The organism is Sphingobacterium sp. NPDC055346, from assembly GCF_053645235.1.
In genome coordinates, this window is record NZ_JBSHMI010000005.1 from 111,680 (window position 1) to 126,640 (window position 14,961).

The 14,961-nt window shown below is 46.3% G+C and carries 12 protein-coding genes; 10 read left to right on the forward strand and 2 right to left on the reverse strand.

The annotated features are described in order from the left end of the window. Window positions 1-7 precede the first annotated feature (7 nt). Window positions 8-283 (reverse strand): hypothetical protein, encoded by a 276-nt coding sequence (locus tag ACWICE_RS11505; RefSeq protein WP_454298423.1) that lies wholly within the window; start codon window positions 281-283, stop codon window positions 8-10. Between the two features lie 2,349 nt (window positions 284-2,632). Then, a complete protein-coding gene (locus ACWICE_RS11510; protein WP_454298424.1) occupies window positions 2,633-3,964 on the reverse strand; it encodes a mechanosensitive ion channel family protein in 1,332 nt (443 codons plus the stop codon). Window positions 3,965-5,090: 1,126 nt separating this feature from the next. Between ACWICE_RS11510 and ACWICE_RS11515 the strand changes: the two genes are divergently transcribed. The 10 genes from ACWICE_RS11515 (at window position 5,091) to ACWICE_RS11560 (ending at window position 14,951) form a co-directional block, all read left to right on the forward strand. Beyond that, window positions 5,091-5,570, forward strand: a complete 480-nt coding sequence (locus tag ACWICE_RS11515; RefSeq protein WP_454298425.1) for an adenylyltransferase/cytidyltransferase family protein — start codon at window positions 5,091-5,093, stop codon at window positions 5,568-5,570. Between the two features lie 248 nt (window positions 5,571-5,818). Then, the gene (gene rfbB, locus ACWICE_RS11520) at window positions 5,819-6,874 is read left to right on the forward strand and encodes a dTDP-glucose 4,6-dehydratase (RefSeq protein ID WP_454298426.1); all 1,056 of its coding nucleotides are present in this window, start codon (window positions 5,819-5,821) and stop codon (window positions 6,872-6,874) included. Between the two features lie 20 nt (window positions 6,875-6,894). Next, a complete protein-coding gene (gene rfbC / locus ACWICE_RS11525; protein WP_454298427.1) occupies window positions 6,895-7,455 on the forward strand; it encodes a dTDP-4-dehydrorhamnose 3,5-epimerase in 561 nt (186 codons plus the stop codon). Window positions 7,456-7,462: 7 nt separating this feature from the next. Beyond that, window positions 7,463-8,329, forward strand: coding sequence for a dTDP-4-dehydrorhamnose reductase (gene rfbD, locus ACWICE_RS11530; protein WP_454298428.1), 867 nt, complete (start codon window positions 7,463-7,465; stop codon window positions 8,327-8,329). A gap of 26 nt (window positions 8,330-8,355) precedes the next feature. Beyond that, a complete protein-coding gene (rfbA, locus tag ACWICE_RS11535) occupies window positions 8,356-9,225 on the forward strand; it encodes a glucose-1-phosphate thymidylyltransferase RfbA (RefSeq protein ID WP_454298429.1) in 870 nt (289 codons plus the stop codon). Between the two features lie 164 nt (window positions 9,226-9,389). After that, a complete protein-coding gene (locus ACWICE_RS11540; protein WP_454298430.1) occupies window positions 9,390-11,111 on the forward strand; it encodes a tetratricopeptide repeat protein in 1,722 nt (573 codons plus the stop codon). A gap of 92 nt (window positions 11,112-11,203) precedes the next feature. Then, window positions 11,204-11,716: an ArsR family transcriptional regulator gene (locus ACWICE_RS11545; protein ID WP_454298431.1), complete on the forward strand. Its 513-nt coding sequence runs from the start codon at window positions 11,204-11,206 to the stop codon at window positions 11,714-11,716. A 45-nt stretch (window positions 11,717-11,761) separates the two neighbouring features. Continuing rightward, entirely contained in the window at window positions 11,762-13,141 is a 1,380-nt protein-coding gene (locus ACWICE_RS11550) for a nucleotide sugar dehydrogenase (protein WP_454298432.1), read from the forward strand. A gap of 20 nt (window positions 13,142-13,161) precedes the next feature. Then, complete coding sequence (locus ACWICE_RS11555) at window positions 13,162-13,641, forward strand: adenylyltransferase/cytidyltransferase family protein (protein WP_454298433.1); 480 nt, start codon at window positions 13,162-13,164, stop codon at window positions 13,639-13,641. Between the two features lie 14 nt (window positions 13,642-13,655). Continuing rightward, window positions 13,656-14,951, forward strand: a complete 1,296-nt coding sequence (locus tag ACWICE_RS11560; RefSeq protein WP_454298434.1) for a nucleotide sugar dehydrogenase — start codon at window positions 13,656-13,658, stop codon at window positions 14,949-14,951. Window positions 14,952-14,961 lie beyond the last annotated feature (10 nt).

The following is a 14,961-nucleotide window of genomic DNA, read 5'->3' on the forward strand; positions in this document are numbered from 1 at the left end:
ATTTGTTCTAGTCCCGAAAGGAGGTCCAATTAGCGTGGTAAATATATTGCTTTCTCTGTTTATTATCGAGTCCCGTGGCCTGGATGTGCCCATTTTTGTGGGGGCAGATCCATACATCCGTCCAATTTGGCGGTATCGACAGAGAATGGATGCGAGATAAAACCGAAGGATCAGCGATCTGGGATCCTTCATGGTCACAATACTCAAATTCTCTTCCGGTATTGAGCCTGTAAATTCCTGTTGAAAAACTACGTATGTACCTAAAAGATTTTTTTGCTGCCATTTTCTTTCCGAGAGGTTATATTGTCCGTTTGCTTACTAGGGATAATCTCCTTGCTGACTAATTTGTTTTAACATTTGGTCATTTCCTGGAAAGAATCTCCTAAAGGCCTCATGCCACCAATTATCTTTCTCCGTGACGACGACGGCACCTTGAATCAAATACTCATCGTTCAATGTCGTTCCACCATTTATTTAAAGAACTTAATATCTCTCTTGGTTCAATGGTTCGTTTTACAGTTTAGCGATTGCATTCCCTGAGCCTTTCAGGATTGACTCCTCGGACTCAGTATGGTATTTAATGCACCCCCTTGGGATCCGGGGATCAAAATTTTGCCATTTCCATTTTGATTGTATGTTCAACCCGATGTGATTTCCGAATAGACCTTTAGCGCGACCTGGATGGGATTTGGCTTTCTTTTCCCATTAAGGATAACCAAATCGGTCCTAATCGACCTGGATCCGTTAAAATCCTACCGTCGAGCCTGGGAAGGCGGTATATCGTCACGGTATTTAGGACAGAGAGGGTCCTCTTCGTACAAGTTGTGACCTTCCCCAGACTCTATTATTTGTCCATTTAACGGCACAGGTTCTAGGTTCTGCCGAGAAAGATAATTTAATAGGATGGTTTACCCCTCCAGATTCTTTCGACATGCCATTGGTTGGATGGGATAACCGAAGTATCTTGGGGGAGAGCTAGGTAGAGTGAAGGTCTGTATGTGCACCTCTAGGGAGCATCTTGGGAAAAACGGATAAGCTCAGGGAAATAAGTCCCCTAGATCAGCAAAGGTCCCCTCTGATGGTGAGAGGGACATTCTATCGCTGGACATTATAACTATGGAAAATAACAAGACAGATAACTAATCCCGGCCCAAATTACGTAGAGGTCGGGATTCGTGTTGATACTGAGAATTAATGGGAAACTAATTAGCAGCATTTAAGAGACCCGGTTCCGGTGAAGGAACCGGGTCCACGATGGATATATAAACTTAATTTGATCCTCTTCTGGTGCAAATTTAAAATCGGACAAAAGACAAATCAAGGGATTTAAGATCTTTTAACAGTTTCTTGAGAGGCTGCTCTTCAACCATCCCCGATCTTATTACCAAGGGCAACAGTTTTGGATCCCAAGGACAGGGTAGCTGGCAGTCCATGCCTGGTACGGGGGTTACTTTGGATGTTTACCAGGAAATGTGGGGAATAAATGCATGTAAGGCAGTATGAGCTTTTTGACCGTCCCTAAATGGCCAATAAATAACATAGCGGTTTTGGAGCCTAGGATACAATCAAGGCCGCCAAGAAGGTGAAAGGTGCAACCCGTATGACCCTGTTGTCCAAGGGGTAAGGTTTAGATGGACGTCCGGTGCCGGGAGATAGAATAGTGACATGGACTGGAAATGTACGTTCTGGGTCTCAATTTAATATTTTGTGAATCAACGCGGATACCAAAGCTAAGGGGATCGCCAATAGATAGTAGCCGGGGTGTAGGCCGTCCGATAAATATTCTCCTACTACCATGAAAAACATTGCGCACAGCGCGGAACAGCCACAGAATATAACAGCGGCACCATACCAGTCCTCTCTCGAAAACCGAAATGGTGAAGAGCTGGCCTTTCTCGCCAATAAGGTCCTTATCGCCATGGCCAGGTAATAGATAAAAAATACCCAGAACAGGGATACTAAAAAATAAAACACTGTACGTTCTTCACAACCCATTGTCTGCCTTCGTAAAACATAGGTAACTCCCAAGACCACTTGTGTCAACCATATCGATTCGTGGATAGGGAATTACCCGCAAACTACTAATTTACCAAATTTCCGGTATTCCCAAAGTTTTTTCCCTACGGCCACTTTGTACCGACGGAACTCCGTTCGCCACTCAACCCAATTTGACCGGCTCCTATATGCCCAATGACCTTCGGGCCATACCATTCTGGCGGTTTCCGGATTGTTCAGGTACCGGAGATGGTACCACATGGCAATCCTGATGCACCCAATCGCTGGAGAATTGTTGTCAATCGGTTACGCACAGTGCCTGCCAAACTGTTACCCTTCACCAAATCACCTAGCCATGTCGGTCATCAGCTGTGTCCTCAGCATTCCGGGATGAACCCGATTGAGGTCAGTGCGGGCTGATGGCTTGTTAAATAGCGTATGTGATGGCATCGGTCCTTCCAGATCTGACTGGATTTCGGAGCTCGTGACAATTCCAGTATAATTGGCCTGGATAGATGCTATGCTAAATTGAATGTAGCGCTGTCTCTCAGGCGAACTATGCTTTAAGGGGAAATCCCTGTTCAGTTTAAAGTGAAAGCTCTGGAGAATTACGGAACGGACACGGCTAGGTATTCCCCTAAGGATGGGAAGCTGCTCGGGAGCCCTCCCCCTGGCTTTCCTTCAGGATATATCGAAGGTCGTCCGAGGCCGGGAGTTCAAAGACCTCTAAACCGAAGTATTTTATAGAGGCCAAAAGGTGGTCAAACAGATCGGATATTACGTCCTCATAGAATGTCCACTGTGTGCCTTTTGTGAACATGTACAGTTCCAAAGGCAGGCCATGCTGTGTCGCGGGAAGCTGACGGACCATAGCTGTCATCTTTTGGTGGATATTGGGGTTTTGCATGACGTACGCTTTTATGTAGGCCCTGAACAGACCAATGTTCGTGATCCTCCTCCCGTTCACTGGCATTTCGGGATCGATCCCATTTTCCGAATTGAACGTTTTGATCTCCTGCTGCCTCTTCTCGATGTATTCAGAGAGTATGGATATTTTCTTGAGCGTTTCAAGTTCCTGGGGGTCCAGGTACCTTATCGTTGATATCTTGATATTTATGGCCCGCTTTATCCTGCGGCCGCCGCTTTCTTGCATTCCCCTAAAGTTCTTGAATGAGTCGCTCAGCAGTGTGTGGGTCGGGACGGTAACGATCGTCTTGTCCCAATTCTGTATCCTGACGTTGTTGAGGTTGATCTGTAGGACGTCCCCATCTGCCCCGTATTTTGGCATCTCTATCCAGTCACCTACCCGGACCGAATCGTTAGCGGAGACCTGTATGCTCGCAACAAAACCGAGAATGGTATCTTTGAACACCAACATCAGGACTGCAGAGGCCGCACCCAGGGAGACCAGGAAGGACCAGGGGGAATTTCCAGTAATGATAGAAACCGCCAAGGTGCCCCCGACAAACAATAGGAATATCTGCAGTACCTGAAGGTAACTGTCCAGGGGCTTGTCAACAAACCTCCTTGATGAGCGCAGGATGTCCCTTAGGGACTTAAATAAACCATTTAGCAGCGAATAACCCGCAAAGATCATGAAGATGTCCAGTAATTTGGCCAGACCTGAATTAAGGGATGGAAATCCCACAAAAACCAAAGGGAGAAGCTTTTGGCAGATCCCCAGGAGGATCAGTCGGCTCAAATGGACGTTTACCCTGTTGTCGATGAGATGGTTGTCCCATTGGGTCCTTGACCTTTTTATCAACCGGCTAACGATCGAATTGAAGAACAGCCCCATTAGATAATCCAGGATGGCCAAAAGGAGGAAAGTCCCAATAAGGAGACATGCAGTTGTAAGGATATGGGAAAGTCCTTCCGCTATCCCGCTGGAGCTGGCAAGGTCGAATATTGACTGATATAGGGTACTTGTTGTGCGTTGGTCTATGTTAATGATGTATGAGTTTTCCATATTAACGAACAAATGTACAAAAAAACAACAGGAATACGGGTAGGACAAGGTCCCTGGTCCATTGTCAGGTCATGTTTAAGTGCGGATCTTACATTCCATCTCAGTGGCGGCACTTGCCAAGGAGCAGTTGGGATGCCGTGCCAGTTCAGCTTTCAGGTCCAATGAACGGCATGTCCTCTGGTCCGGAATTTCGCCCTAGCTCCCATCGTAGCTTTGGTGAAGGTTATTGCGGATTGCCCGTCCACAGGAAGCATCTGGCCCTGGCCGAACATTTCCAGGGATTGCACCGATACATTCGGGATGTTTGCCCGGGGGTACGGCCGATTATCCAATTTGGCCGGAGACTTTGGTCCAAACTTAACTCCTGCACGATTTTAAGGATGGGAAAGGGCTTTTTATGGTATTCCGTCGTACTTCCGGTTTTGGTTACCGCATTGAAGGGCCTCCGGAAGATAGGGGCCCTGGAAGCGACCGGTATGTTAGCTCGTCCCGTGAGTTTCTGGATATGGCGTTCCCCGTGGAATCTAGTTTCTCAATAGAAGGGCTTCCAAGGCTGTCGACCTTCAGGATGATCCTTTGCCTGCCCCGTGGATCATCCTGAAGGGAGGACCCTTGGTTGCAGTGGGCGCACCACTTTCTATTTCATCAAGCCACGGGAAAGCATGCCAGGAAACAGGGAGGTCGAGGATCCATCGATTCCTCAAGCCTGGGCTCTTTGACGTATTCCTCTTGCAAATCGCGCCGGTGCAAAGGGATCGATAGGAAAAAGTATCTCAGGAAGAATAAGCAAGATTCTCCCCCCCCCCCCCCCCTCAGTCCTGACGACCCATTTGGGATAAGAGCTGAAAAAAGAGATGGCTCACTGCCCCAGCTGGGATCCAGGTTCATCCGGGACCGGTAGAGCCTGAGGGTGTGCACCAAATGCATAGACCGGGGATTTTGAGCCACCCAATTGGGAGCTTATAGCCATAAGGCTACAAAAACGCAAATTCAGGGACAGTTTAACGGATATTTCCGTCTCCACGGCTTTCCGAAGGTGAAGTTGTTTCAGGATCTTCATACATTTTGCTAAATTGTTACGGGCATTACCCAGCATGGGCGATGTCCACGAAAATCTGAATGAAATATGAAAAATGAGAAGAAGGTCAACAGGCAACCTGACTACAATCCCGGGCCGAGGGTGGGCATCACATTTTCGACGTTCGATCTCTTGCACGCCGGTCACATCATGATGCTGGCCGAGGCCAAGCGCCAGTGCGACTACCTGATCTGCGGCCTGCAGATGGACCCAACTTTGGACCGTCCGGAAAAGAACGCCCCGACCCAGACCGTCGTTGAACGATATATCCAACTCAGGGGATGCATATATGTCGATGAGATTGTTCCCTATTCCACCGAGCAGGACCTAGAGGACATATTGCGTTCCTTTAAACTTGACGTCCGGATAGTTGGGGACGAATATAGGGACAGGGACTTTACGGGCAGGAAGTACTGTGAGGAAAAGGGGATCGAGCTCTATTTCAACAGTAGGGACCACAGATTCTCGAGCTCTGGCCTGAGGAAGATCGTGGCCGAAAAGGAAAACCAGAAGAATGGCCGAACTTAACAGGGCATCTTGTCCCTTTAGCCAAATGGACCTGCCAGGTCCGGCCGGCCCCGGCATGCCCCTGGTATGGCGCGTGTTCCAGGAAACTTTCCTGCACCACGCTCCGTCCCATTTGTGGTTTCGGAGGATGCGATCTCCGTTTTTGAGGATACAGGGCCAAGTAATGGATCCTGGCTTTCCAACTACAATTTGCTGTAATTTGAAGCCGACCCATATGGCCAAATGGTTTTATTTGCTTATTTTGTATCATGAACAGAACAATTCTTATCACCGGTGGTGCGGGATTCATTGGTTCTCATGTTGTTAGGCACTTTGTTCTCAAATACCCAGCTTACAGGGTTCTGAATCTGGACGCACTGACCTATGCGGGAAACCTGGAGAACCTGAGGGATATCGAGGAACGCCCCAACTATTCTTTTGTGAAGGCCGATATACGCGACGTGGAAGCCTTGGACGGGATATTTTCAGAACATAGGCCAGACTCAGTCATCCACCTGGCGGCAGAGTCACATGTGGACCGTTCAATAGCGGACCCGCTGGCATTCGTCAATACCAACGTGATCGGTACGGTCAACCTACTGAATGCTGCAAAGGGGATCTGGGAGGGAGAACTTGAGGGCAAGAGGTTCCACCATGTGTCCACGGATGAGGTTTATGGCGCACTGGGAGATACTGGTTTTTTCACTGAAGAGACGAGTTATGACCCCCATTCGCCATATTCTGCTTCCAAGGCCGCTTCGGACCATTTTGTGCGGGCTTACCATGATACCTACGGGATGCCGGTGGTGATCACGAACTGTTCGAACAATTATGGTCCCAACCACTTTCCTGAGAAGCTCATCCCGCTGTGCATCCTGAACGTCATCAATAACAGGCCTCTGCCAATCTATGGCGACGGGAAATATACCCGCGACTGGCTGTACGTTATCGACCATGCACGAGCGATCGATACCGTGTTCCATAATGGTGAGAATGGGAATTCCTATAATATTGGAGGTTTTAATGAATGGAAGAACATAGACCTGGTTAGGGAACTCTGCCGGCAGATGGACAGTAAATTGGGCCGGGATCCGGGCACTTCCGAAAAGCTGATCCAGTTTGTAAAGGACCGTCCCGGCCATGACCTTAGGTATGCAATCGATGCCGGCAAGATACAAAGGGAACTTGGATGGGAACCGAGCGTAACCTTCGAACAGGGGCTTTCACAAACCATCGACTGGTTTTTAGCGAACCGGTCCTGGTTGGATAAAGTCGCTTCAGGTGACTACCAGAGTTATTACGATAGACATTACAGTGGAGCTTGATACCAATGGGGGATATATTCATGAATGCAGTAGCGACAGGTCTTAAGGACTGTTATATTTTAGAGCCCCGGGTCCATGGGGACGAAAGGGGATATTTTTTCGAGAGTTACAACCAGGAGGTTTTCAAGGAAATCACCGGATTGGACGTACACTTCGTGCAGGATAACCAGTCCTTCTCCACCAAGGCCGTTTTACGCGGTCTCCACGGCCAGTCAGGCGAATTCGCGCAGGCCAAATTGGTCAGGGTCCTACAGGGAGAGGTATTGGACGTTGCTGTCGATGCGAGGCCCGGATCCGAAACCTTTGGGCAACATTTCTCTGTCCTGCTTTCTGCGGAGAACAAAAGGCAGCTTTTTGTCCCACGGGGTTTCCTGCACGGTTTCGTCGTTCTTTCCGAGACCGCAGAATTCTTTTACAAGTGCGATAACCTTTACAACAGGTCAGCGGAATGGGGAGCTTCTTTCATGGACCGGCAGCTGGACATTGATTGGATCCTACCGGAGGAGGACCTGATAGTTTCAGAGAAGGACCGTGAGCTTCCACTTTTCAAGGATGCGGTCGGAAAATTATTTTCAATTTAGGGATAGGATGGCAGCCAAAAATATAGTGGTTACCGGCAGTTCTGGGCAGGTGGGTTCGGAGCTCAGGGGAATCTGGCATCCTGATGGTTCCCTTGGAACGGTTTTCTTGGACCGCAAGGAGCTGGATCTGTCAATGCCTGAGTCCGTTAGACCGGTCCTGGATGCAATTCGGCCGGACCTCATCATCCATTGCGGAGCATTTACCGCAGTGGACCAAGCAGAAACAGAAACTGACCTGGCCAATAGGGTAAACCATCTCTCTACTTTGGAGATTGCTAAATATGCCGGGGAAAATGGCTGTAAACTGCTCTACATATCCACAGATTATGTCTTTCCAGGGGATGTCGACCAGGCGCTGGAAGAAGATTATCCCACTGGCCCGGTCAATGTCTATGGGCAGACCAAGCTCTGGGGTGAGCAGGCCATAGGGAAGCACTGCCCAAGCGCCATCATAATCCGTACTTCCTGGGTCTACTCGACCTACGGGAAGAACTTTGTGAAGACGATGCTGGACCTCATGAAGAGCAGGGATGAGATCAGTGCGGTGTCAGACCAGGTCGGATCGCCGACCTATGCCCGTGACCTGGCAGAGCTGATAGGACATGTTTCGAAACCGGGAAATTGGGTTCCGGGGACCTACCATTATTCCAATGAAGGCAGGACCAGCTGGTATGGTTTTGCCCTTATGATCAGGGAGGCCTCCGGGCTTAACTGTAAGTTAAAACCGACCCCAAGCTCGCAGTACCCGACACCAGCAGAGAGACCGCTTTTTTCCCTCTTAAGCAAGGAGAAGCTAAAAAGGACATTTGGCGTTACGGTCCCGGAATGGGAAGTAAGTCTGGGGCGGATGCTGAAAGATCTGTCCGGCCGATAAGAACGTTACATTAGAATACAACAGATATGAAAGGAATAATTTTAGCCGGAGGTTCAGGTACCAGGCTCCACCCGCTTACCCAGGTCGTCTCCAAGCAACTCCTGCCAGTTTACGACAAGCCGATGATCTACTACCCGCTATCGGTCCTTATGCTGGCAGGGATCAGGGAGGTCCTGATTATTTCCACCCCCCAGGATCTCCCGAATTTCAAAAGGCTCTTCGGTGACGGCGGTCAATTGGGGATCTCGATCAGCTATGCTGAGCAACCTTCGCCCGATGGCCTTGCACAGGCCTTTGTAATCGGGGAAGGGTTCATTTCTGGCGATGACGTTTGCCTGATACTGGGCGACAATATCTTTTATGGTGCGGGCCTGCAGCAGCAATTGCTGGAAGCCAGGACCAAAGTAGAGGACCAGAGAGAGGCGGTGGTATTCGGATATTACGTAGACGATCCTGAGCGTTATGGCGTGGCGGCTTTCGATGAGTCCGGTAAGGTCCTTGGCATCGAGGAGAAACCAAGGGAACCTAAATCGAACTATGCCATCGTAGGGCTCTATTTCTACCCGAATTCCGTAGTCGAGATCGCAAAGGGCGTGAAGCCCTCGGATAGGGGCGAACTGGAGATCACCACGGTAAACCAGACGTACCTCAACCAAGGGGCGCTCCAGCTCCAGCTCCTGGGACGCGGGTTTGCCTGGTTGGACACAGGTACACATGAATCGCTTTCAGAAGCGACGGAGTTCATCAAGACCATTGAAAAAAGGACTTCCCTAAAGGTCGCCTGTCTGGAGGAGATCGCTCTCTCCAAGGGCTATATAGAAAAGGAAGCCCTCTTCGATCGGGTAAAGGACCTAAAGGGCGTCTATTTTGACTATTTAAAGAAAATCAGTAGGTAAGTCCACCTGATAATATAAGTGTATCAGTCCGGAATTTTGAAAATTTTATTTCCTGGGCCGTTCCTTCGGGGGCGGTGTTCGCCGTTCGATGGTAAAACCATACCGATATTTGGTAATTTTCGATATTGGGCCATGGATGTTCACAAATTGTCCCGAAATTTGAGATGATGAAACCTAGACCGAGAAAACTGAACCTCTTTTTGATATTCGTGATGCTATTGCTCGCGTACCCATTCTGTTCCCTTAGCGCGCAAACGAAAGGAGAGGAGGAAATGGCGGCATTGGAGGAGGTCCTGGGGACCAATGTGAACTTCAATGGTGATACACTTGCCCTTGTCGCTCGGTTGGATTCGGTCAAATTGCTCGCCGAGGCGGAAAGGAGCGTTCCCCTGAAATGGGCCTATTACATGTTGATGGCAGATGGTTTCTCGATTGCTTTTGACAGGGTAAACCCAATTACCGACCGATATTACCGCTTGGCCAGGGAACTCGTATCATCTCCAAAGACAAGGGAACTCCTCCAGGTTGGGCTTATGCGCCAAGGATACTACCACTTTATCTACAGGGACGTTTCAAGGGCGATCCCGTTTTTCTTGAGAGCAGATGACATGGACCAGGAGGTTGATCTGGGAAAGGTGCCTAACATTACGGAAAACTATGGGTTTGCAGCTGGCTTCTATAGTTTCATCGGCAACCAGGCAAAGGCAAGGGAATATCTCCAAAAAGCCCTCCCCTTTGCCAAAAACCCAAGCAGGAAGCGCATCGATATGTTGAATTCACTCGGTGTATACAGTGTAAAGGACTCCCTGCTGGAGGAGGGGAACCGTTATTTCAAGCTCGCCATTGCAGCGGCAAAATCAGCCCAAGACTCGGTATGGATGGGGATCATCACTGGGAACATTGCCGATATCGAGAGGAAAAAAGGTAACAGGGAGCTTGCCATAAAGCTGCTCTTGAAGAACGTATCGCTTTCCAAGAGATTCGGGGAGACCCAGGATGCGATGAGGGCCAACCTTGAGCTGGCTAACATGTACATCGCAAAGGGTGAACCGGAAAAGGCCAGGGGCCATGTTCTGGATGCCCAGGCCGACATGGCCCAAAAACCGTACTACCTCCCATACATGATGGAGTCCAAGAGGCTCCTCTCCAAGGTTGCGGGGATACAGAAAAACCCCCAAGAGGAACTGAAGTACATAAAGGAGTACCTCCAACTAAAGGACAGCATAGACGAAAAGCTTGATTTTGAGAAGCTCCAGAAAGTGGCCTACCAGTGGGAAGTACAACGATATGCACAGGGGCTAGAGAACGAAGGGCTGAGGCGGAGGAAGGATTTACAGACCTACATCTATGTTTTCATCTTCATTGTACTTGGACTTGCGCTGATCCTCCTGCTCGTGAACCGCTCCAAGAACCGTATCATGTACATGAACGCTGCGCTTGAAAGGGACCAACTTGAGCTTTCGTACGAAAAACAGCTGGTGGACCACGAGCTGGAGGCCCTGAACAGGTCGCTACAGGAATTTACCGATACCGTCAAGCAGAACGACCTAACCATCCAGAGGTTCCGCAACGAGGTCATACAGAACCTGGACCATTTTCCCGACCGTCAGGAACTGTTCAACGATAGCCTGAACAAGATGTTGGAAAAACAGGTGATGACCGAAGAGAGATGGGTAAAGTTCAACGATATTTTCGAACGTGTTTATCCGGGTTACCTGGCAAAGGAGAAAGAGGCATATCCAAGGCTTACCGATTATGATTTCCGCCTGATCTCCCTGATGAAGCTCGGACTGAGCAACAGGAGCATGGCCGATCTTCTCGGGATCACGCTGGAAGGGGTGAAGAAGGCGAAGCAACGGTTGAAGAAGAAAATGGAGCGACAGTAACCTGTTATTAAATTGTTAAGTTTTTCGTTAGGTAATTATATTCTTGATATTACGGAAAGCTATGAGTACTTTTGTTGCTCACTTTACATGGTATGCTAGATTCGCTTATCACTTCCAAGACCCGACTGAAACTACTGATCAAGTTTTTCGTAAGCTCGACCAATAAGGGGTACCTGCGGGGAATCGCTGAAGAATTCAATGAATCGACCAATTCAATCCGAAAGGAGCTCAACCAGCTCTCAGTCGCTGGATACCTGATCAAGTCCCAAGAAAACAACAAAATCTATTATCGAGCAAATGTAGAACATCCTCTTTTCCAGAGTTTGCAGGATTTGGTACGTACCTTCCTGGGAATTGACCAAGCAATCGACCATGTGATCGAAAGGACAGGGGACGTGGAGCAGGTTTCATTGTTAGGAGATTATGCAAATGGAGTTGATTCAGGGGTTATTGAAATTTTGATTACGGGGAAGGTAATCGATTCGGCATATTTATTGCAGGTTAGCGGCAAAACCGAGAAACTGCTGGGCAAAAGGATCAAGATTTATCTCGAAAGGCCAAAAGAAGTGAATGGGCAGATAATTTTATATCAGAAAGAAAATTGAAAACTGTAAATTGGTATAAGCCAATTATCACTCGGTAATTCAACAATGGAAATCAAGAAGATTGCATGTATAGGAGCAGGATATGTTGGGGGACCAACGATGTCTGTCATAGCTCAGAAAAATCCAAACATCCAGGTAACGGTCGTTGACTTGAATGCAGCGCGCATTGATGCTTGGAATTCACAAAATTTAGAGGAACTTCCAGTCTATGAGCCCGGACTTGACGCAGTTGTTAAGGAGGCAAGGGGACGTAACCTGTTTTTTTCTACCGAAATTGAAAAAGCTATCTCTGAGGCCGATATGATCTTTATTTCGGTAAATACCCCTACAAAAACGTACGGGAAGGGAAAGGGCCAGGCCGCAGATCTGAAGTTTATTGAGTTATGTGCCAGACAGATTGCGGAAGTTGCAACATCTTCGAAGATCATCGTGGAAAAATCAACCATTCCGGTCAGGACTGCTGCTACGATCAAAAGTATATTGGACCATACAGGAAAGGGCGTACAGTTCCATGTATTGTCGAATCCAGAGTTTTTGGCTGAAGGTACCGCAATTCCAGATTTGCATAATCCGGATAGGATCTTGATCGGAGGGGAGGATCCGGAAGCCATCAATATCTTGAAGTCAATCTATGAAGCTTGGGTTCCCACTGAAAGGATAATCACCACCAATCTTTGGTCTTCAGAGCTTTCCAAGTTGGTTGCCAATGCTTTCTTAGCGCAACGCGTTTCTTCGATCAATTCGATTTCGGAACTTTGTGAGGTTACGGGAGCTAATGTTGATGAGGTTGCCCACGCCATAGGACAGGATTCCAGGATTGGTCCAAAATTCCTGAAAGCGTCTGTAGGATTTGGGGGTTCATGTTTCCAAAAGGATCTATTGAACCTAGTTTACATTGCCCGGTCATATAACCTGAACGAAGTAGCAGATTACTGGGAACAAGTGATCTTGATCAACGACCATCAGAAGACAAGATTTGCAGAAAAGATCATCCGATCGATGTATAATACAGTTAATGGCAAGAAAATTGCTTTCCTCGGATGGGCCTTCAAGAAAAACACTAATGATACAAGAGAATCAGCCGCCATATATGTCGCAGACCACTTACTTGATGAACAGGCGCAAATAGTAGTTTATGACCCTAAAGTGGAAGATCATCAAATCTTTAAGGATTTGGATTACTTGGCGACCAGGTCCCAGAAAGATAATAAGGACCTTTTGGCAGTTGTGGAAGATCCATATGATGCTGCTAGAGATGCCCACGGTCTAGCCATCCTTACAGAATGGGACGAATTTAAGGACTTGGATTGGAAAAGAATCAAAGATTCTATGAAAAAACCTGCTTTTGTTTTTGATGGCAGGAAACTTTTGGACAGAAAGGAAATTGAGGATCTGGGATTTATATACTATGCAATAGGTGAATAAAGATTTATTATTAACCATATATGAAAGAGAAGATTAAAGAAGTAAAACACCAGGATTATAACCCTGGTCCTCGCGTAGGTATAACATTTTCAACCTTTGATCTTTTGCATGCAGGACATATCATGATGTTGGCGGAAGCTAAGCGCCAATGTGATTATTTGATCTGCGGTCTGCAAATGGATCCAACCCTAGACCGTCCTGAAAAAAATGCACCAACACAGACTGTAGTTGAAAGATATATTCAGTTAAGAGGATGTATTTATGTGGATGAGATTGTTCCTTATTCTACAGAGCAAGATCTGGAAGATATTTTGAAGTCTTTTAAGTTGGATGTAAGGATTGTAGGGGATGAATATAAGGACAGGGATTTTACAGGTAGAAAATACTGTGAAGATAAAGGAATTGAGCTTTATTTTAATAGTAGAGATCATAGATTTTCAAGTTCTGGACTAAGGAAAATTGTAGCGGATAAAGAAAATCAAAAGAATAATAATAAATAGAGAGAAAAAATTAAATGGTTGAAGAGGTGGATTTCGGAAGCTCATTGGATCAAGTTAGACTAGCTATTGTTGGGCTTGGTTACGTTGGTTTGCCTCTAGCTGTGGAGTTTTCCCAAAAATATTATGTAATCGGGTTTGATATTAATCAAAAAAGGGTTATAGATTTAAATAAGGGAGATGATCATACACAGGAAGTTAATGCAGAAGATTTGCAAAAATCCTTAAAAAACGGGTTAATATTTACTACAAATGTTAAAGATTTGGAAAATTGCAATACTTTCATTGTTACAGTTCCGACTCCTATAGATTCATTTAAATTACCTGATTTAAGTTTTTTAAGAAATGCTTCCGAAATGATAGGTTCTATCATGAAGTCTGGTGATTTAGTTATATATGAATCTACTGTTTATCCTGGCTGCACTGAAGAAGAGTGCGTGCCGGTTTTGGAGCAAAATTCTGGCCTTAAATTTAATCAGGATTTTTTCGTTGGTTATTCTCCTGAAAGAATAAATCCAGGCGACAAGATTCGAACCTTGCCGCAAATTAAAAAGGTTACCTCTGGTTCAACAGCAGATGTTGCTAACCGTGTTGATGATTTATATAGGTCAATTATTTCAGCAGGCACACATAAAGCCCCATCAATTAAAGTAGCTGAAGCTTCAAAAGCGATTGAAAATGCACAAAGAGATGTAAATATTTCTTTTGTTAATGAATTGGCTTTGATTTTTGACCGATTAGGAATTGATACTAATGATGTAATAGAAGCAGCTGGAACCAAATGGAATTTTCTTAAATATAAGCCTGGTTTGGTAGGAGGGCATTGTATAGGGGTAGACCCTTATTATTTGACTTATAAAGCTCAATCAGTAGGGTATCATCCTGAAGTTATTTTATCAGGAAGAAGGGTTAATGATAATATGGGGTCTTTTATTGCCAATAAAGCTATCAAGATGATGATCCAAAAAGATATCCCAGTTAAAGGATCTAATGCCTTGATTCTAGGAGTAACCTTCAAGGAAAATTGTCCAGATATCAGAAATACAAAGGTTATCGATATCTATGATGAGTTAAGCTCTTATGGTATAAATGTGGATATATATGACCCATGGGCAAATATGGAGGAAGTAAAAAATGAATACCAAATAAATTGTTTGAATTCATTGACAGATTCAAAATATTCATTGATCATTTTGGCAGTAGCTCACAATGAATTTTTACAGATGGATTTAAAATCCATTTTAGAAGAAAAGGGAATAATTTTTGACACTAAATCTTGTCTAAATCGAGATTTAGTGGATGCTAGATTGTAATATATTAATA